This is a genomic window from Rhodococcus sp. 14-2483-1-1, from assembly GCF_002259335.1.
Classification (GTDB): Bacteria; Actinomycetota; Actinomycetes; order Mycobacteriales; family Mycobacteriaceae; genus Rhodococcoides.
In genome coordinates, this window is the sequence record NZ_NPFX01000006.1 from 221,844 (window position 1) to 241,514 (window position 19,671).

A 19,671-nucleotide genomic window follows, 5' to 3' on the forward strand; every position below is an offset into this window, starting at 1 on the left:
GCCGCCCCACTCCTCGGCAGTACTCAGCCAGCGGTGTTCACAGCGGATGCGAGTCCGTCGACCAGGGTCGGCAGGAAATACGGAATCGACAATGCCGTCGGGCCTACTGCAGCTCCGGCTTCCTGGCCGACGAATCCTGCGACTGCACCCGCGGCTACGGCCGGAATCTGGCGCGAGACAGGCGAATCGACGAATTGCTGCAAGGCGTCGTCGGTGTCGACCTGAGTGAACACCACATCGGCGTCGATTTTCGAGATGTTCTCTGCCGAGACGGTGGTCGAGTACGTGGCGTCGTCGGTCGCGAGGTCGGTCACCGATGCAGGCGAGACGAAGCCGAGATTCTCGAGTAGCTCCACTCGGGGGTCCGACGGCAGCAGTAGGTAGTACACATCGGCGGCCTCGGACACGTATGCGATCGATCGGCCGTCGAATTCGGGATGCTGCGCACCTGCCTCGCTCACCTGCCGGTCCAGATCGGAGACCAGATCCCGGGCCCGATCCGGAACGCCGAGAACATCTCCGGTGGTGGTGATGACATCGCGCCACGGCGTCGACCACAGCTCTTCGGGCGGGGCGATGACGGGAATTCCGGCGTCGGTCACCGCGTCGTACTCGGCCTGCGTCAGGCCGGAGTGCGGGGCCAGCAGCACATCAGGATCGGCGGCGAGCACCTTCTCGACCGTCAAGGCGTTGGTGACGTTGTCGAGCAGAGTCGGCGCCGGACCGCCGCTCGCGTCGATCGCGTCGGAGATCCACGGGTAGATCAGATCGTCGCCGCCGCCGTATTCGGCCGCGGGCATGGCCACCGGCACGACGCCGAGCGCGAGTACCGCGTCCGTTGTGCCGAAGCCCCAGGTCGCTACCCGTTGAGGCACAGCGTCGAGGGTGGTCTCGCCGTACATGTGTTGCACCGTCAGCGGGAACGAGCCGGTGGATGACGCTGCGGTCGGAGTCTCGACGGTATCTGAAGGGCTGCAGCCCGCGAGTGCGATGGACCCGGCCAACGCGGCGGTGAGCACGGCAGCGAATCGAGTAGTTGCGCGATGAGTCATGAATGTCCTGTATGTCGGTGATCGGACTTGTAGGTTAGCCTTAGCTATCCCTGTTGGTAAAACCGACCGCCCGGGGCTCACAGGAACCTCGCAGTGAGAGTCCAGGGTTCTCACCGGAACATCCCAGAGTATTGGCACTACCGAAAAGAACCGATGCCATCTCAGGAGATCAGACGATGCCCCCAATTCCAGAGCCCACCAACACTTCTGCCGGACCGACCTACGAGGGACGGCTTCTCGATCGCCCCACCGAAGAGGTGGTCGATCAGGGTGCCGGGTTCGACATCACCACCCTGATCACTCGCCGCCGCGTGCTCAGCATCGTCGGCGCGGGGGCCGGAGCGGTGGCACTGGCCGCCTGCTCCTCGACGTCCAACGGCGCAAGTGTCACCAGCACAACAACTTCCACGACGACGGCTACCGGCACCGGCACCGCGAGCGCAACGAGCGAAATCCCCCAGGAGACCAACGGCCCCTACCCGGCCGACGGCACCAACGGCGTCAATGTTCTCGAAGAATCAGGGATAGTGCGCAACGACATCACCTCCAGCCTCGACGGCGGAACCACAGTCGAGGGAACGCCACTGTCGTTCACCTTCACACTCACCGACATGGCGAACGACAATCGACCGTTCGAGGGTGCTGCCGTGTACCTGTGGCAGTGCGACGCGGACGGCCAGTATTCGATGTACTCCGAGGGCGTCGAGGACGAGACGTATCTGCGCGGCATTCAAGCTGCCGGTGCCGACGGTACGGTGACGTTCGAGACCATCGTCCCCGGCTGCTATTCCGGTCGATGGACCCACATGCACTTCGAGGTCTATCCCGATGCGGCGTCGGCAACCAACGCGGACAACGCTATTGCCACCTCACAGGTCGCGTTCCCTCAGGACATGCTCGACGCGATCTACCAACTCGACACCTACCCGAACTCCGCGAAGAACCTGGCCCAGCTCGGCAGCCTCGACAACGACAACGTCTTCGGCGACGGCTACGACCTCGAGATGGGGACGTTCTCGGGCGACCCCACATCCGGCTACGTCGGATCCTTGGCCGTGGCCATCGACACCACCACCGAACCCGCTGCAGGCGGCGGCGGAGCACCTGCCGGAGGTGGCGGTCAGCCTCCGATGGGCGGCGGCACTCCCCCTGCAGGCGGCCCACCGGCCGACGGCGCCGCACCCACCAACTGATCCCCCCTCACCCCACATCACCGAAGGAAATACCATGTTGCACAACCTCACCGGATGGCACGCCCTCATCGTTCTCGCCATCCTGCTGCTCGTGTTCGGCTCCACCAAACTCCCGTCACTCGCCAAGGGCGTCGGCCAATCGCTGCGCATCCTCAAAGACGAAGTGCGCGAGGACAAGAACGCAGCACCCCGCGATGACGCGGTTGCCGACGCTTCGTCCGCCACAGTTCCGTACCGACACGCGTCGTGATCACGGCCACCGCCGCGCGGGGCACTGCCGCGCGGGCTACCGCTCCGCGGGGCACCATGCCCCTGGCCGGCCATATGCGCGAGGCACGTCGCCGTGCGATCCGCGCGGCGGTGTCCCTGCTCGTCGGCATAGCGATCGGGTTCGCCCTCTCCGACCAGATTCTCGACATCCTCCGCGCACCGGTCGAGGAACTCGCCCTCTCGCGTGCAGCCAGTCTCAACTTCGAAACTGTCACGGGCGCCTTCGATCTCGAACTGAGAATCGCGCTGTTCGCCGGCGTCATCGTGTCGAGTCCGGTCTGGTTACGTGAGCTGTTCGCCTACCTCACTCCCGGTTTGACGCGTCGCGAGAAGAAGTACGTGTACGGATTCTCCGCCGCCGCGGCCCCACTGTTCGTGGCCGGGTGCATGTTCGGATTCACCATCTTCCCGCGCATGGTCAGCGTCCTTGCCGGCTTCTCCTCCGACGAGGACAGCACCATCCTCAACGCCTCGTACTACGTGGATTTCGTCATGAAGATCGTGTTGGCGACCGGTATCGCCTTCGTCCTTCCGGCAGTGCTCGTGATGCTCAACTGCCTCGGCATCCTCTCCGCACACCGACTTCGCAGCAGCTGGCGGCTCAGTGTCGTCGGAATTGCCTTGTTCAGCGCGCTGGTCACTCCCGCTGCCGACGTCCTGTCCATGTTCCTGGTCGCGTTACCGATGGCGACCCTGTTCGGTGCGGCCATTGTGATCACCGAGGTACACGACAGGCGAGCTGGCAGGCGCGCCCTCACACCCTCGAAACCGGAGCTCACATCATGTTCGGATTGACCTTCGAAAAACTGTTCCTGGTCGCGATCATCGCCGGGTTCGTTCTCGGCCCCTCGCGCCTCCCCGGTTACGCCCAACAACTCGGACGGGCCGTGCGCTCTGTTCGACAGTTCGTCGACACCACTCGCAGTGCAGCGGAGGACGAGATGGGCGTTCCGCTGCGCCGCAGCCAATGGGAAACGATGGACGTGCGCCAGTACGACCCGCGACGCATCGTCGCCGACGCACTACGCGAGACCGACGTCACCCCGAGTACCGAGTGGCCCGACGAGGTCCTCGCAGAGGCCGGCCGAGTGCGACCCGGTCAGAAGTATCTGATCACCGGTCCGTCGTCGCATCCACGCCGAATCCTCATCGACTCGCTGCCCGAAAACGACCCACGCCGCATCGCCGCACAGGTCGTCGGCGAATGTCGCACTGCAGGTTAGAACGGCGAAAGAAGGACGTTGAGTAACACAGTCCGGCATGATGTAGCGATGACTACCAGCGTCTTGGCTGCTTCGGAGTCGGGTGTGTCCGCAATTGCGTTGTGGACCTTGATCGTCGTGGTGATCGCCGCTGTGGGTGCCGCGTGGGCTGCGTTGAGCGTGCGTCGGGTCGGCGCGAACGAGGACGTCATCTCCCGCGAGGTGGCGGCACTGCACAATGCTGTCGATCGTCAGGTGCGCCAGTCGAGCGACAACGACTCGTGGAATCGCGACCAGGTGACCGCGCGTTATCAAGAGCTGCTCTTCGCCCTGTCGAACGTCGATCGTGTTGTGGCCGAGGAGATTTCCGCAGCGGTGATCTCGACGCCGGTAGGCGATCTCGCTGCCGCGACTCGGGCGCTGAACAAGGCCTACGACCAGTTGAACCTCGCACTGAGCGCAGCACTGGTGGTGGCTCGCCGACGCGTTCATCCATTGGCACTGGAGTTGTCGACAGGCATCGATCGCCGAGTGTTGACCCCGCTGGCACCCGAGACCGGAATTGCCGGGCCCGCCTACGAACGCCTGCAGAGCGAGCACGCGTACATCATCAGAATGCATTCGTTGTTGCTCAAGGCGATGCGTGCCGATCTGGGGCTACTCGATCCCAGTGCCGAGGCCACACTGATCTTCACCACGAAGGAAGTGGAAACGGGTGTGCTGTCGGATCGGTCGACGGCAGCTGGACGCAGTGGGGTGCAGCTGATCAACCTGCTCGAGGATTTCGGTGTGACGCCACTGCTGGGCGCGGCGGACGATTACGTGATGTCCGACGCCCTGGTGGCCCAGTGCGAAGAGCTCTACAGCTCAGTAAGCCCGTCGTTCCAGGCAGTGATGCGGCACATCGGTGACGACATCGATCTTGCAGTTCGGCCCGACCTCACCGATGAACGTCTCGACGAGATCTACGACATCGCCGTGCGTTTGGTCGAAGCCGGATTGCGCGGAAACATCCACCGCAGAGACGGATTGGACGGCAGCAGCCTGTTCCTGATCGACCCGACACATCACGCAGGGATCGATCGGGTGTAGCAGGCGAGTTTCTAATCGATCACCGCAAATAGCAGCCCGTGGTGATCATCAGTGCTGTCCGCCCACCCGCGCCGAGGAGAATGCGGCCACCATCGGGGTCGCGGAAACTCACCTGACGACGCTCGGCATTCTCGCTGTTCAGGTCGGTGCCGTCGAACCCATTGGCGACGGCGATGGAATTGACGGCCTCGAGCACGGCCCGCCACCGATCGGCTGGGATCGGCGCGTCGGAACTGAACGGCACGAGCTTCACATTCAAGCCGGGCGTATTGGAATACGGCTCATCGCAGGGTGATTCGCTGCGTGTGCGGGTGGTCGACCATTCCAGTCCCGGCACCAGCGTCGAGATCGCCGCCTTGATGTCTTCCTGCATCCGCTCGAATGCGGGCTCTACTGTGCTCTGCCGCCCCACCCGCTGCTTCAACTCCTCGAACCGCAAGGCGGTCTGCTCGGCAACGATTTCCGAGTCGGCCTTCCCACGCGGACGATGCTCTCCCTCGTACGGCTCCGGTGTGTTGCTCATACATCCCCCCAGGAATACGGCAGCCAGTATTGCTGCTGCCGTGCACGCCTTGCTTCGTCGTGTCATCGGGCCACTGCCACATCGGGAATGCCTGCGATCACGGCTGCTTGATTGAACTGACTCGTGGTATCCACCTTGTAGTAGTCGCTGTGACTTCCCATCCGTTCGATGATCGAGCCGGTGAATCGATCGGTGGACATGAGCGCGACGTCGGTGCCGTCAGGCATCACCACATCGGCGGCGCGAGTCGACAGATCGTGCACTCCGGCGATCTCGCGTGGATCACCTCCGAATGCGGCAAGGGCCGCAACACCGTCTCCGCCGGATGCGAGGGTGTACGCGTCACCGGTGATGTGCAGCGCACCCAGGTTGTCGGTGCCGACACCGGGCGATCCCATGAACACCGCGTCGTCCACCCCGGTACCGTCCTGCAGCGCGAATCCTGTTGTGAGAGAGCCATAGGAGTGCCCGACGGCGGTCAGATGCGGATCGTCCGAACGCGATGCGTCGATACCGTCGAGGAACGACGCAAGCCTGCTGCCTCCGGTCTGAGCCATGTCGTCGGACAACACCCCGACCTTCTGCGGGGCCTCGTATCCCATGTAGGCGACCGATGCGACGGTCTGTCCGGCGGCGTCGGGACTGTAGTGATCGAGTTGCCATTGCGAAAGGTCACGGATGTTCGCCGCGTCGTTCACCAGGCTGCCGAGCCCCTTGTGGACGGTGCTGGTGAAGCCTGGTGTGTGGACGGATACGTGATCCGCGGTGTCCACGTCACCGACTGCGATGACGGCAGTCGCCAGCGTCCGTTCCGGCGAAGCGTCGAAGGACAGCAGGTGCCGATCCGGAACCGGAATGCGCTGTCCGTCCGCGCCCAGCACAAAGCTCCCGTCCGTTCCCTTCTCGAACATCAGACGTTCGACGGCATCGAGCGACGTTCGCTTGTCGAGCGCCAGTTGCAGCCGCTGTCCGTCCATCGCACTACCGGTCTGGTCGAAGCGAGCCTGCGCCTCGTTGACCTGACCGTCGACGGAGCTGCGGTCGACATCCAACTGAGCGAGGTTGGCGCTCGACCGATCGGCCGCCGGAATGCCGTCGAGGTCACCGATCCAGTGGGGCCGCTCTTCTCGCACGTAGTCGCGCTGATCGTCGGTGAGCGAGTTCCACCATTGATTGTTCGCGGCCGGATGTCCCTCGGCCGGCGGCTGCGGGGCTTTCGCCGCCCCCTGATCGCTGCCGATCCCCGCCGCCTCGCGCACGTCGGTACTGTCGTTGTCGCTGATCAGGTTTCGAGCAGCTGCGGTCATGATTGCAGCTGCGTTCTCCTCGATTTCTGTTCCGCGACGGACGATTTCGCCGACGCGGTCGAGGAGTTCGACTTTCATCCGCTGACGGTCCGCGGATTCGGCGTCGGTCCGATTCGGCGGTCGCTCGAAAGCCCATCGGTCCCACAGCGTGTTGTCGTTGCACACGGCGAAGTCGTTCGCGAAGGCCAGCGACGACACGTCGGCGAGCGCACGCTTCAACGCCACGACGGAATCTTCGGTGTCGTCGGTCAGTCGCTTGATCGCTCCGACTTGCGCGGCGGAGTTGGTCAGTTGATCGACGACCGCGTCGAATGCCCGACGGGCCACCTCACTTGCCTCCCCCACCCAGCCGTCGATGAGCTCGAGGCGATCGAGCTGATCGCCCAGATCGATCAGTGTGCTGATTCTGCTGGTGAGCGAGCTGCTGAGCCGCTCGAGCCCCGCCGTGTCCCAGTCGTTGATTCCCCCGATGTCAACCACGCGGTCAAGGTACCAGCCCACTGCCCTCCCAACCGGGTGTTACGTTCACCGTAGTGACAGGCACCAACAGCCTCGGGGGAGGAATGTGATGGGGGATCGTCTGGACGTCAGTGTTGCGGTGCTTCTCGACGCAGCAGGCAGAACCGACCTCGCGATCGAGATGGCATCCGACGATCTCGCCGTGGTGGCTCGCGATATGTCGGCGGGTACAGCGTGTTGGCCGGGAGCAGCAGGCGAAGCGTTCTCGTTCCTGCTGTCTGCGTGGGATGCAGCCGACTCGACACTGTCGACCGACGTGAAAGATCTTGCTCGAAAACTGCAGGCATCAGCTCGCGATTACGCAGAAGCCGAGGCTCGAACAGAAGCGCAGATACGCGGTACCGGCTGAATTACGGCCGGTTCCTTCCGAAACGGAGTTGTGCGAGTACCAACGCAACACCGACAAGCAATCCCACTACAGCACCGATCGTGAGATATTGCGCAGTGTTCGGCCGGATCGGAGTAGACGAGGCCTCGGGCTGGTTGCGTATCCCGACGGCCGCCGAGGGAATCCCACCGTCCTCGGGAGCCTCCAGCTCCGCAACCAGTTCACTCAGGTCGATAGCCATAGTGTTCGCGATGTCGCGTGCGCGCTCCGGAGAGTTGTCGGTGGCGACGATGTCGAACACGACACTCCCCAACGAGTACGACACTGTCACCTTCTGGGCCAGCTCCGCCGGACTGAGATCCAGTGCGAGCTCATCGACAACGTTCGATGCGAGCGGACTGCCTTCCACCAGTTCCGCATACGCCGCGATCCGTTGCTGCGAAAACAGGTCCGCCCTGTACTCCTCTTGTCTGAAGGTCTGATTGGGCGTGGAGACGAACATCTGAGCCCGCGATTCGTACACCGGGGTAACCAACAAGCTCATCCCGAATGCCGCGGCCACGAATACGACGACGGACACGGCGACGATTCGCCAGCCCGCCCTGACGATGTCTCCGAAACTCCGCCTGCTCACCTCACGCCATCCGGGTGTATCAGCTTCCCACCGGCCGGAAGCCCGCACCCGGAGCTCCCGATGTACTCAGCAAACGCACCGATTCCGACGCGGATGCGTAGGCGGTGGGACTGAGCAACGGAGCGCCCGAGGCATGGCTGGCGATTCCGATCAGCGTGGTTCCGGCCACGAGCGGAGCTCCGGAGTCGGCCCAAACGGTGACGGCATCGGACATCAGATCACTGCCCCGCGTGTCGACGACGGTGCCGCACGTCAGTCCGCTGCCGAGCCCGCTCTTGCAGACCGGCTGTCCCACCGATCCGATGCCGATGTCCGTCACGGTGATTCCGCCCAGACTCGACACCGGCGTCACCTTGGTGGGATCGAGGACGATGATGCCGTAATCGGGTCCCCAATGCCCGACGGCCGTAGTGCCGACCGGGGCGGCAGGCGATCCGACGAGCGTGACGGGCAGGCCCGTGCGCAGAATGCAGTGCCCTGCGGTGAGCGCAACGAGTCGGCCGGCGTCGTCGTATCCGACGGCCGCGATGGAGCAGGCGGTGAGATCGTCGATGCCTCCGGTGGTGACGAAACCACTGCCGGGTCCGACGACCGGAAGAGGTGCTGCGGCAGCGGTTCCGGGGGCCATCGCGCTGACGGCCATTACCGCGGCGGCGAACAGTCCACCGACAACACTGAGCCGGGCATTCTTCATCGTGAGCACTCCTCGTCAGTTCGAAGGTATGTCGGCAGCGGCCAGCGTAAATTGCACAACGTCGATGCGTGAACTCTTGAATCGCGCCGACGAGCCGGTGAGGTACTGCACGTACTTGTCGTACGTCGCCTCCGAGGACACGGCGATGGCCTCGTCCCGGGACGCGATCAACTTCTCGGCCCACGTGTCGAGGGTCCTCGCGTAGTGCAGCCTCAGAGGGTGCTCCCGAAGCAACTCGAACCCGGCATCGGCCGCTTTGGACTTGATCACCTTGACGAGCGTCAACTGTCCGCCGGGAAAGATGTCGCGCAGGATGAAGCGCGAGAAGTGCGCGTCCTCGCGGGTGAGTCCGCCCCCACCGGATGCCGGATCTGGCGGCGTGATGACGATGGTGTGCAACAACATTCGCCCGTCGTTCGCCAGTACCGAGCGGCACTTGGCGAAGAACGCCGAGTATCGGTTTCGCCTGAAATGCTCGAACGCGCCGATACTGACGATGCGGTCGACGGGCTCGTCGAATTCTTCCCACCCCTGCAACCGGATGTCGACCGTGCGGTCGGTCGACAGGCCGGCAACAACAGTGCGTCCGTGCTCGTACTGGTTTCGGCTCAACGTCAGACCGATGACGTTGACGTCGTACTTCTCGACCGCCCGCTTGGCGAGAGCTCCCCAACCGCAGCCGATGTCGAGCAGCGTCATCCCCGGCTTCAGGTCGAGCTTGCCGAGGGCAAGGTCGATCTTGGCCGTCTGCGCCTCCTCCAGCGTCATGTCCTCACGCTCGAAGTAGGCGCAGCTGTACGTCATACTCGGATCGAGGAACAGAGCGAAGAACTCGTCCGACAGGTCGTAATGTGCTCGCACGTCATCGACGTACGGCTCCAATTGTTCGCTCATCACGCCACACCTTTCCCCACCGCATCGGTGCCGATCACTCGGCCTAGTGCACGGGCACCGAACTCGCCCAGCATGTCTTCGTGTTCTACATCCACCCGGTGAACCGCAATGCGGCCGTCCACGAAGTCCGTCCAGTGCTCCGCACCGTGCGAGCCGCGAGCGGCGAAGTAGTGCACCGGCCCCGCGAACACAGCCGGCGCATACGACGCCACCCAGGTGGGAGCCGCCGCGACGGGACGATACATTCGCCACAGATGATCCACGGTCAGAAACGCCAGTTCACTTCTGTTCTCGCGCAATCGATCCACGATGCTCTCGAACGAGTCACCCTCGACCCCGAGCTGACGAGCGAGATCGTCGATGCCGAACTCTGCGGCACCCCCCTGCGCCGAGAACTCAGGTGCCGAGAGCTGCGCGTCGACGAGCGCGAGCAGGGCAACGTGCTCACCTTCCGACTGCAGTTGTGTGGCAACAGCATGCGCGATCACTCCGCCGAGCGACCACCCGACCAGGTGATAGGGACCGTGCGCCTGAACACCTCGGATCTCGCGTACGTATCTCTCGGCGAACTCCTCGATCGAGGACGGCGGCGCTTCACCGTCGGCGATGCCCGGCACCTGCAAGCCGTACAGCGGGCGGTCGGTCTCCCCGAGGAGCGAGAAGTAACTCCAGGCAATTCCGATGGCCGGGTGCACACAGAACAGCGGTGCGCCCACGCCCTCGGTTCGCAGCGGAAGCACCACATCGAAGGCACTGTCGACACCGTGCTCGCCTCCGTCGAGTTGCGTTGCCAGAGCCGAGATCGTCGGGTGCACCAGCAGCAGGCTGATGGGCAGCCGACGGCCCAGCCGGTCCCCCAGCGCATCCATCACCTGCACCGCCGAGAGGGAGTGCCCGCCGAGATCGAAGAAGTTGTCATCCACACCGATGTCCTCACCGGCCACCTGCAGTACGTCGGAGAACACGCCGTGCACCAATACTTCGTTGGCCGAGACCGGGGCCCGTCGTTCGGTCGACGTCACCGAGGGTTCGGGCAGCGCGCTCACATCGACTTTGCCGGACAATGTCATCGGCAGTGCATCGACGACGGTCACGGTACCGGGCACCATGTACGCCGGAAGTGTCCTGGCCAGGAATTCGCGAGCCTCCCGAGGTTCGACGCCGCCCACCACGTAGGCAGCAAGAGAATGCCCATGTCCGATCACGCTGGCCTGACGCACATTCCGATGACGCAGCAGCGCCGCTTCCACCTCGGACAGTTCGACGCGATGTCCGCGCACCTTCACTTGTGAATCGACTCGGCCCAGGTATTCCAGTTCGCGATCGCTGCCTCGAACCACGCTGCTCTGAACAACCCAGCGCACAAGATCGCCGGTTCGGTAGAGCCGACCGTCCCCGAACGGATTGGCGACGAAACTACTTGCCGTCGTTCCGCTCTGCTCCACATACCCTTCGGCAAGACCGGCCCCGCCGAGGTAGAGCTCCCCGACGACGTTGTTCCCCACCGGGCGGAGACGGGCATCGAGGACCACAGCGTCGTAGCCACGAATCGGCCCACCGATGGTCACCGGACCCGCCGCCTCTGCCGAGCCCCACTCACGCTGGTCGGTGGTGCAGGTGCTCATGACGGTCCCCTCCGTGGGCCCGTAGGCGTTGAACACCGATCGATGACGTGACCATCGTTGCAGCAAAGCAGAATTGGCGGCTTCACCCGCCATCACGACCACCCGAAGTGACGGCACGGCGTCGGCGTCGGTCACCTGGAGCACGGTCGGCGTGAGGCAGGCGTGGGTCACCTGGTGTCGATCGATGAGCGCTTCGAGCTCGCGCCCTCCGTGCACCTCGGACGGAACGATCACCACGCTGGCTCCCGCACCGACGGCCATCAGTGTCTCGAATATCGACGCATCGAAACTCGGCGACGCGAACTGGAGCACCCGAGATTCCGGCTCCACTCCGAAGAGGTCTTGTTGGCTCTGCACCAGATTCGCGATGCCCCGGTGCGTCACCCGCACACCCTTGGGCACCCCGGTCGAACCGGAGGTGTAGACGACGTAGGCCACGCTGTCCAGCGGTGCTGCACGAACATCGACACAGTCGAGCTCGTCGCCGGTGACGCTCACCCAGTCGCCACCGACCGAATGGAAGTCTGCAGCCGAAATTCCCGTGACCGGCGCTGCGCGATCGAGGATCTCCTGCACCCGGGCCACGGGTTGAGAGGGGTCGATGGACAGGAAGCCGGCCCCGGTCTTGGCCACGGCCCAGATCGCGACGAGGTACTCGACGGATCGAGGATAGGCAATGGCCACCAGAGCGCCGGGCCGAGCACCTGCACGTATCAGGCTGTCTGCCACTGCATTCGACTGTCGATCTACTTCACGGTAGGTCAACGATCGGGACCCCTCGATCACCGCGGCATTGTCCGGCCAGTTCGTCACTGCCTGCTCGAACACCGCCGCCAATGTGTATTCGGGTGCGCTGCCGCGGTGGGATGCAACGGCCGACGGGGCGTGCCCGAACTCTGCACTGCCGAGCCGGACGTTCGGCTGCGTGGAGACCATGGTCAACACCTCGGCCAGGCGCTCGGCGAATCCGAGAATCACCGATCGCGAGAACCGTGCGGGCGAGTACCCGAGATGGCCGATCAGTCCGGCCTCGGACTCGTCGACCAAGACCTCCAAGTCGAACTGTGTCGCCGTGATGTCCACGCGCCGCGGGGCGATCGACGACGACCCCAGTTCGACTGTCGGAGTTGCCGTATCGCCGAATGCAAGGAGCACTTGGAACAGCGGATGGGTATCGACGGCGCGGGTGGGTTGCACAGCGTCCACCACCCACTCGAACGGGATGTCCGAGTGCGCGAAGGCATCGAGATCCCGGTCGCGGACCACGGTCACGAAGTCCTCGAACGTCGTCGACGGATCGACTTCTGTCCTGAGCACAACGGTCCCGACGAACATGCCGACGAGGTGGTCGAGCTCCGGTTCGGATCGGCCCGCCACCGGGGTTCCGATGGCGATGTCCTGGGTGCCACTGGATTCGGCGAGCACGGCAGCCAGCGCTGCGTGGACCACGACGAACACCGTTGCGCCCAAACGGTGCGCGAGCAAGCGCAGCCGCGTGAGGGTTTCCGGGCCGACGGAGAACTCCACGGCTGTCGCATCGGCCGAGGGATCAGGGGTTCCGGTCGGCAGGTCGAGGAACTCCGGCACGCCGGCCAGGGTGCGACGCCAGAACTCGAGCTGATCCGAGGCCACGGCGTCGAGCACATCCCGCTGCCACACTCGATAATCCGAGTAGTCGATTGCGAGAGAGCCGAATTCCGGTGCGGATCCGGACGTTCGGGCGAGCAGAGCGATCTCGACGTCTCGGGCCAGTGGACGGAGCGAAAGGCCGTCGATCGCGATGTGGTGCGCGACGACGGACAGCGTCCGCTCGCCGCCTCTATCCATCAAGCCCAGTCGAAGCGGCGCTTCGAGGGTCAGGTCGAAGCCGTGCAGGGCCAGAGCATCGGTCCCTGCATGAGCGTCGTCCAACGTCGACAGCACGATCTGCGGGTCGAGAACAACGGTGACGGGACCGTCCGCGGTCGACGGGTACACCGTCCGCAGCGGTGTATGCCGTTCCAGCACATCCGCTATCGCGGCGCGCAGAACATCGAGGTCCAGGTCCGGCGGAAGCGGCACCTCGAAGGCGATGTTGTATGCGGCCGATGCCGGGTCGTATCGATTCTGCAGCCAGATTCGTCGTTCGGCCGGGGCAAGGCCGGGGTAGGACCGCGCGCCCGGATCGTGGACCAGAGCCGGTAGCGGTGTGTAGTTCTCGGACAGCAACTCGATCGCGGACGCGAGCTGTGCCGCAGTGGGCGACTCGAAGATGGTCCGCACCGGTACGTTTGTGCCGAGCGCCGCACTGATGCGGGTGGCAGCACGCGTCGCGACGAGAGAGTCCCCGCCGAGGACGAAGAAATTAGCGTCGACGGCAGGATCGTCGATGCCCAGCAGGTCGGCGAAGATTCCGAGCACCACCTCCTGCGCCAAGGTGCGCACCGCCGCGGGATCGCCGCCCGGCAGCGGCTCCGAGTACAAGGCTGCGAGATCCACTTTGCCGTTGCCGGTCAGCGGAATACCGTCGATCTGCGTGATGGCGGCCGGTTGCATCGACAACGGCAGCCTGTCCAGTAGCCACTGGGCAGCCTCCTGCGGACCGAGACCCACGACCCAGGCGTGAATTCTGTTCTCACGCAGAGCGGTTACTACTCCGCTGACCTCGGGGTGCGCCGTCAGTGCACTCTCGATCTCCCCCAGTTCGATGCGCACACCGTTGATCTGCACCTGGTCGTCCCGGCGCCCGCGGTAGTCGAGCATGCCCGAGGGTTGCTGCCGAACGAGGTCACCGGTCCGGTACATCCGGTTGCCGCCGGGTGCCGCGACGAAGCGCGCGGCTGTCGACGCCGGGTCCGCGTGGTACCCGCGAGCCACGCCCGAGCCCGCGAGGTACAGCTCCCCGACGCCACCGACCGGCACCGAGTGCAACCGGTCGTCGAGTACGAACGCTCCCACATGCGCCAACGGCCGACCGATGGTGACCGGCGCACCGGCGCGCAGCGACTCGGCCAGCGTGGCCACCACCGTCGCCTCACTGGGACCGTAGGCGTTCAGCATCGATCGCCCTGCCGACCAGTCGTCCACAACACCAGTGCCCAGCACGTCTCCGCCGACCGCGACGGTCTCGATCCCAGGGGTCGGCGGCACGGTGGCCAGCACTGCGGGTGTCGACAGGTAATGCGTGACGCGATGCGCCGTGAGGAAGGCCGCCATCTCGTCCCCGCCGAGTAGGTCGGGTGGCGCGATCACCATGGTTGCCCCGGCCCCGAAGGCAAGGACCAGCTCGAGTACAGCGGCATCGAAGTTCACCGAGTATCCATGCAGCACGCGCGAACTCGATGTCACGCCATACCGTGGGATCACCTGCTGCGCAAGCGCATACACACCCTGATGCGTCACCATCACGGGCTTGGGTGTTCCCGTCGAACCCGACGTGTGGATCACGTAGGCAGGGTGCGCAGGTTCGATCGCCGCCAGGCGGTCCGCGTCGGTCAGCGGCAGGTCGCTGACGTTCTGGGCCTGAGTCTCGTCGAGCCAGTGCACTGTCGGCTCGACGCCGCCGAACCCGATCTCGATGTGCTCCAACATCTTCTCTCGGCGCGCCGCCGGGTAACGCGGGTCCACGGGTACGAACGCGCCGCCTGCCTTCACGACGGCCCACAGCGCAACGATGTATTCGGCCGAACGTTCGAGGGACAGAGCGACAAGAGTTTCCGGCCCGACGCCGTGTGCAATGAGCAGCCGTGCGATCCGGTTCGAGCGACGATCGAGCTCGGCGTTCGTCACCGATTCCAGGCCGTCGATCGCGACAGTATCGCCGGAAACAGCTGTGTCACGGCACAACACGTCGAGCAGCGTTCTGTCGGCCGGCGAGGAAGGCAGTGCCGGCGTCTCGGCAAGGGCAAGGTCGCCGACGACCACAGCGGGGTTCGCCACCGCCGCGTTCAGGATGGTCAGAATCACCGAGGCGAACTGTTCGACGGTAGTGCGCTCGTAGAGGTCCAACGCGTACTCGATCTGCCCGGTGAGGACCGCCGAATCACCGTATTCCTCGGCCAGCACGAGCATGAGATCGAATTCCGAGGTGCGGGTGGGTATCTCCAGTACCGAGACGGGCAAGTCCTCGACCGATCGGTGCGGCGCATTGTCGAATGCCAGCATCACCTGGAAGAGCGGATGCCGGTCGAGGGATCGCTCGGTCGCCAGGGCGTCGACGATGCGCTCGAACGGGACGTCGGAATGCGAGAACGCATCGAGGTCTGCTGTGCGGACTGCGTCGAGCAAGGACGCAAAACTTCCCGACGGGTCCACAGTGACTGGGAGAGGAAGGGTTCCGACGAACATCCCCACCATCTCGTCGAGTGCCTCATGACCTCGCCCGGCAGTCGGAGACCCGACCACCACCCGGTTCGAGGTACCGAACCGACTCAGGGCCGCAGCCACGGCGGCATGGACAACCATGAACGTGGTCGAGTTGGTAGATCGGGCCAGCTCACGAATACCCGCGTGCAGTTCCGATCCGATCTCGAAGGGGACCGAGTCCGTCATCATCGATTGCACCGATGGCCGGGGGAAGTCCGCTGGTAGCTCCGCCGCTGCGGTGTCTACATCACCCAGAACCGAACCACTCAAGACCGAAGCCCAGAACGAGAGCTGTTCGTCGGCAACCGAATCCACCATTGCCCGGTTCCACACCGCGTACTCGCCGTACTGCGCGCGCAGACGTGGCCATGTGGGCGCGTGTCCTGCTCCACGAGAGGCGTGGGCGAAGGCGAAGTCGCGCACGAGTGGGTCGACCGACCACCCGTCCATCGAGATGTGGTGCACCACCACGACGACGACGGTGTCGCCGGATTCTTCCACCCTCAGATGTGTTGCGCGGATGGGTACTTCGGCCGACACATCGAAACCCTCGGCCGCGGCCGCTGCGACAGCAGAGTCCAGATCCCGCTCGGACACAGTGCGCTCGGGTACCTCGACCAGGACGGTACCGGTGGGCCGCACTACCTGCCGCGGCCCGTCGCCGTCGGCCGGGTAGTACGTGCGCAGGGCTTCGTGTCGCTCGATGACGTCGCGCAGAGCCGTCAGAACCATCGAGGGATCGTCCCCGGCTCCCACTCGAACCGCCACGGGCATGTTGTACGCAGACGATGCGGGATCGAACTGGTTGAGAAACCACAGCCGCTGTTGCGCGTACGACAGCGGGACACGTTCGGGCAGCACGGTATCGAGTAGCTCGAGCGACACCTCGCGCGTCGCGGACGAGTCGATGGCCGCCGCGACGGCGCGAACCGTGGGGTCGGCGAACAACGCAGTCAACGAGATCGAGGACCCGAGGCGAGCGAGAACTCGGGTGGCGCTGAGCGAGTCACCGCCGAGCTCGAAGAAGGAGTGCTCACGCCCCACATCCTCGACACCGAGGACGTCGGCGAATGCTTTCGCCACGGTACGTTCCGTGTCGGTCTGCGGCGCAACGTAGTCGGTGGTGACCGATGCGATGGGGGCCGGCAACGCACGACGGTTTACCTTGCCGCTCGAAGTGATGGGGAGTGTGTCCAGAACAACAACGGTGCTGGGAACCATCCAGGCAGGCAAGCGATTCCGAAGGTGACCGTCCAGCCCCGCCGAGACTCCGGTGACGTACAGGACGAGTCGATTGTCGCGGACGACGGCTACGGCGGCTGCCACTCCCGCACACGTCGTTGCCGCGGACTCCACTTCGCCGAGTTCGAGACGACGCCCGTGCAGTTGGATCTGCTGATCACTGCGGCCCAGGTACTCCATCGTGGAACAGTCGAACGAGCGGCGGACGATATCTCCGGTGCGGTACAACCGAGCTCCGGGGACCCCCGGGTCTGCGACGAAGCGCGTCGAGGTCATGCCCGCCTGCCCGCTGTACCCGCGGGCGAGTCCGTCGCCGCCGAGATAGAGCTCCCCGACACCTCCACAGGGCGTGGGCCGCAGGTGCGCGTCGAGCACCAGCCCGCGGACACCCGGCAGCGGCGCGCCGATGGTCACCCGTTCGGCAGCCTGCATAGGCTCGGACAGCGTGGCCAACACCGTCGTCTCGGTCGGCCCGTAGGCGTTGAGCATCGACGCTTCGGCAGCGACGAACCTGTCTCGCAACGCAGGAGGGCACTCCTCTCCCCCGACGTCGAACACGTCGATGGAGCTGAGGTCGTCGGCATCGAGAGTGGCCAGCACCGTCGGCGAGGTGATCAGGTGCGTGATCTTCTCGCGGTCCAACACGTGGGCGAGGGCAGGACCGGCGTAGACGTCGGCCGGGGCTATTACCAGGGTGGCACCCGCTGCGAACGCGGCCAAAATTTCCTGAATGGACGCGTCGAAGACCGGTGAGGCCGCGTGCAGCACCCGCGAGTCGGGAGTGACGGCATACCGGTCGACGACGTTCGCCGCGAGTTGCGCGAGTCCGCGGTGAGTGACGCTGACGGCCTTGGGTTTCCCGGTCGACCCAGAGGTGTGGATGACGTAGGCCTCGTTGTCGACGTGCAGGGTGGGCGGCGAGAACGCGATCGGGTCTGCGTCGAGTAGGTCCTCGATGTCGAACCAATGGATCGTGCTCGGAAGTTGTTCCAGCACAGCCCCGGTGGTGACACCGAACTCGACGTTCGCCTCGGCGAGTACTGCAGCCAGTCGCTCGGCAGGCTCGGTCGGGTCGAGTGGAACGAACGATCCACCCGACATCGAGACTGCCCACGACGCCAGCACCGATTCATAGGAGCGCTCGATTGCCACGGCAATGCGCCTGTCCGGGCCTGCACCGATCGAGACCAACTGCGCAGCAATATGTTCCGCAACCCTGGTGAAGTCGTCACTGGATTGATCGACTCCGGTGGCACGCACCACGGCACCGGCCGTCAACAGCGAGGGCAGCAGCGCGGCGGTTGCGGTGGCAGATGCGCCGATCACCTCATCCTCGGCGTCGATCAGCTCCAACTCGGACACAGCGAGTCCCTCGGGTGCATGAACCACCTCGCCGAGGAGAGCCAGGAAGCGTCGATGGTGTGCTGCGAGCTCATCGATGGTGTACAGCGCCGGGTTACCGAGGAAGTCGACGCGGGTACTCGTGCCGGCGACACCGGGGTAGACGTTGACCATCATGTCGTCGATGGGTCCGCTGGAGAGCACGCGGTATTCGCCGATGACGTCGCCGAGCCGAATTGTGCTGTTGTACATCATGATGTTGACGGTGGGACCGAACACTCCGCGTCCGGCAGCGGCACTGCCGGTGCCGTCGCCGGTCGCCCGCTGCATGTCCTCGACACGGAATCGCTGATGGCGAAGTGCGCCGGTGAGTTCCACCTGAATCCGCCGAAGGAGTTCTTCGACGGTGACTCCTGGTTCGACGCCGATGCGCAGCGGCACCACGTTGGACATCATGCCGGACGATTCCCGCAGTTTGGTGGTCGCTCGGCCCGATACCGGCAAGCTGAGCATGACGTCTTCGGTGTCGGTCATGCGCGCGAGATAGAGTGCGAACGTGGCGAGCACAACGGGGACGTCGGAGGAGTTGTACCGATGTGCCACTGCGGCAACGGCTTCGGTGAGGTCAGAGTCCAACACAGCACCGACACTGACCGTCACTCCACTGGGAGCGGCCGGTTCACTGGGGCTACCGGCCAGCCGGGGAGCCTCGAGGTGGCCGTCGAGTCGGCCCAGCCAGTACTGGCGGTCGGTCTCGTAGCGGGAGGAGTCGGGGTACGCGGCCTCGTAGTCGTAGATCTCCCGCACTCCGATGGCACGAGTCTTCGGAATCTCGGTGCCCTCGGTCAGCGCGGTGTAGACCGCAGCGGTGCGCTCCTGCACCGAGATTGCGCCGAGGCCGTCCATCACGATGTGGTGAGCTCGGCTGTACCAGTAGTAGTGGCACGGGCCCACCTGGATGATGTCGGAGGCGATCAGTTGGTCGCGAACCAGATCCACGGGCTGCCGGTACTGCTCGTCCATGTAGCGCTGGGCATCCTCGATGGGATGGTCGCGGTCGGTGAAGTCGCGGTAGATCATCGCGTACGGCACCCGCAGGTCCGACCATTGGTACGGGTGACCGTCGTCCACACCGATTCGTACTGCAGGCGATTCGAGCCGTCGGCAGGCGATGTCCGTCGCACGAATCAACACGGCCGGATCGATATCGCCGCGGATCTCGACGTATTGCGCGATGGTGAACGGCACGTCCGGTGCCAGCTGCTGAGCGAGGTAGATATTCATCTGAGCAGCCGACAGGGGAAAGCGGCCATCCTCGAACCGCTCGTCCGCCTCTGGCGACACTCCCCGACCTCCTCAACGGACGCGCCCTGACGGCTTCGATTCGGCCTGCGCGCCGCTCATCGACGTC

At 64.7% G+C, this 19,671-nt stretch carries 13 protein-coding genes; 6 read left to right on the forward strand and 7 right to left on the reverse strand.

All coding sequences use genetic code 11. From position 1 onward, the window contains the following. Positions 1–23: 23 nt before the first annotated feature. Entirely contained in the window at positions 24–1,052 is a 1,029-nt protein-coding gene (locus CH294_RS06205; protein ID WP_094737327.1) for an ABC transporter substrate-binding protein, read from the reverse strand. 176 nt (positions 1,053–1,228) lie between these two features. Between CH294_RS06205 and CH294_RS06210 the strand changes: the two genes are divergently transcribed. Genes CH294_RS06210 through CH294_RS06230 form a run of 5 tightly spaced genes read left to right on the forward strand, consistent with a single transcriptional unit; the run spans position 1,229 to position 4,809 of the window. After that, complete coding sequence (locus CH294_RS06210) at positions 1,229–2,245, forward strand: intradiol ring-cleavage dioxygenase (protein WP_094737328.1); 1,017 nt, start codon at positions 1,229–1,231, stop codon at positions 2,243–2,245. 34 nt (positions 2,246–2,279) lie between these two features. After that, a complete protein-coding gene (locus tag CH294_RS06215; RefSeq protein WP_032376093.1) occupies positions 2,280–2,495 on the forward strand; it encodes a twin-arginine translocase TatA/TatE family subunit in 216 nt (71 codons plus the stop codon). Then, positions 2,492–3,310: a twin-arginine translocase subunit TatC gene (tatC, locus tag CH294_RS06220; RefSeq protein ID WP_249305095.1), complete on the forward strand. Its 819-nt coding sequence runs from the start codon at positions 2,492–2,494 to the stop codon at positions 3,308–3,310. The genes CH294_RS06215 and tatC overlap by 4 nt, the downstream gene beginning before the upstream one ends. Continuing rightward, a complete protein-coding gene (locus tag CH294_RS06225) occupies positions 3,298–3,738 on the forward strand; it encodes a twin-arginine translocase TatA/TatE family subunit (RefSeq protein WP_094737329.1) in 441 nt (146 codons plus the stop codon). The genes tatC and CH294_RS06225 overlap by 13 nt, the downstream gene beginning before the upstream one ends. A gap of 48 nt (positions 3,739–3,786) precedes the next feature. Continuing rightward, positions 3,787–4,809 (forward strand): hypothetical protein, encoded by a 1,023-nt coding sequence (locus tag CH294_RS06230; RefSeq protein ID WP_141216458.1) that lies wholly within the window; start codon positions 3,787–3,789, stop codon positions 4,807–4,809. A gap of 19 nt (positions 4,810–4,828) precedes the next feature. Here the strand turns inward: CH294_RS06230 and CH294_RS06235 are convergent, their stop codons facing one another. Next, positions 4,829–5,248 (reverse strand): LppA family lipoprotein, encoded by a 420-nt coding sequence (locus CH294_RS06235; RefSeq protein ID WP_170944607.1) that lies wholly within the window; start codon positions 5,246–5,248, stop codon positions 4,829–4,831. A gap of 146 nt (positions 5,249–5,394) precedes the next feature. Next, the gene (locus CH294_RS06240) at positions 5,395–7,119 is read right to left on the reverse strand and encodes an alpha/beta hydrolase (RefSeq protein WP_141216459.1); all 1,725 of its coding nucleotides are present in this window, start codon (positions 7,117–7,119) and stop codon (positions 5,395–5,397) included. Positions 7,120–7,207: 88 nt separating this feature from the next. Between CH294_RS06240 and CH294_RS06245 the strand changes: the two genes are divergently transcribed. Then, complete coding sequence (locus CH294_RS06245; RefSeq protein ID WP_170944608.1) at positions 7,208–7,507, forward strand: WXG100 family type VII secretion target; 300 nt, start codon at positions 7,208–7,210, stop codon at positions 7,505–7,507. Position 7,508: 1 nt separating this feature from the next. Here CH294_RS06245 and CH294_RS06250 read toward each other — a convergent pair whose 3' ends face one another. From CH294_RS06250 to CH294_RS06265, 4 genes are read right to left on the reverse strand one after another with little or no spacing between them, the layout of a single operon-like run. Then, complete coding sequence (locus CH294_RS06250) at positions 7,509–8,120, reverse strand: Wzz/FepE/Etk N-terminal domain-containing protein (protein WP_170944609.1); 612 nt, start codon at positions 8,118–8,120, stop codon at positions 7,509–7,511. Between the two features lie 19 nt (positions 8,121–8,139). Next, positions 8,140–8,814, reverse strand: a complete 675-nt coding sequence (locus tag CH294_RS06255; protein ID WP_094737382.1) for a hypothetical protein — start codon at positions 8,812–8,814, stop codon at positions 8,140–8,142. Positions 8,815–8,829: 15 nt separating this feature from the next. Then, the gene (locus tag CH294_RS06260; RefSeq protein ID WP_032405430.1) at positions 8,830–9,708 is read right to left on the reverse strand and encodes a cyclopropane mycolic acid synthase family methyltransferase; all 879 of its coding nucleotides are present in this window, start codon (positions 9,706–9,708) and stop codon (positions 8,830–8,832) included. Further along, positions 9,708–19,604: a non-ribosomal peptide synthetase gene (locus CH294_RS06265; RefSeq protein WP_094737335.1), complete on the reverse strand. Its 9,897-nt coding sequence runs from the start codon at positions 19,602–19,604 to the stop codon at positions 9,708–9,710. The genes CH294_RS06260 and CH294_RS06265 overlap by 1 nt, the downstream gene beginning before the upstream one ends. Positions 19,605–19,671: the final 67 nt, after the last annotated feature.

Bases quoted from the DNA above. Each gene is read 5' to 3' on its own strand.
- CH294_RS06255 (WP_094737382.1), bottom strand. From the start codon at position 8,814: ATGAAGAATGCCCGGCTCAGTGTTGTCGGTGGACTGTTCGCCGCCGCG.
- CH294_RS06225 (WP_094737329.1), top strand. From the start codon at position 3,298: ATGTTCGGATTGACCTTCGAAAAACTGTTCCTGGTCGCGATCATCGCC.
- CH294_RS06210 (WP_094737328.1), top strand. From the start codon at position 1,229: ATGCCCCCAATTCCAGAGCCCACCAACACTTCTGCCGGACCGACCTAC.
- CH294_RS06260 (WP_032405430.1), bottom strand. From the start codon at position 9,708: ATGAGCGAACAATTGGAGCCGTACGTCGATGACGTGCGAGCACATTAC.
- CH294_RS06205 (WP_094737327.1), bottom strand. From the start codon at position 1,052: ATGACTCATCGCGCAACTACTCGATTCGCTGCCGTGCTCACCGCCGCG.
- CH294_RS06230 (WP_141216458.1), top strand. From the start codon at position 3,787: ATGACTACCAGCGTCTTGGCTGCTTCGGAGTCGGGTGTGTCCGCAATT.
- CH294_RS06245 (WP_170944608.1), top strand. From the start codon at position 7,208: ATGGGGGATCGTCTGGACGTCAGTGTTGCGGTGCTTCTCGACGCAGCA.
- CH294_RS06215 (WP_032376093.1), top strand. From the start codon at position 2,280: ATGTTGCACAACCTCACCGGATGGCACGCCCTCATCGTTCTCGCCATC.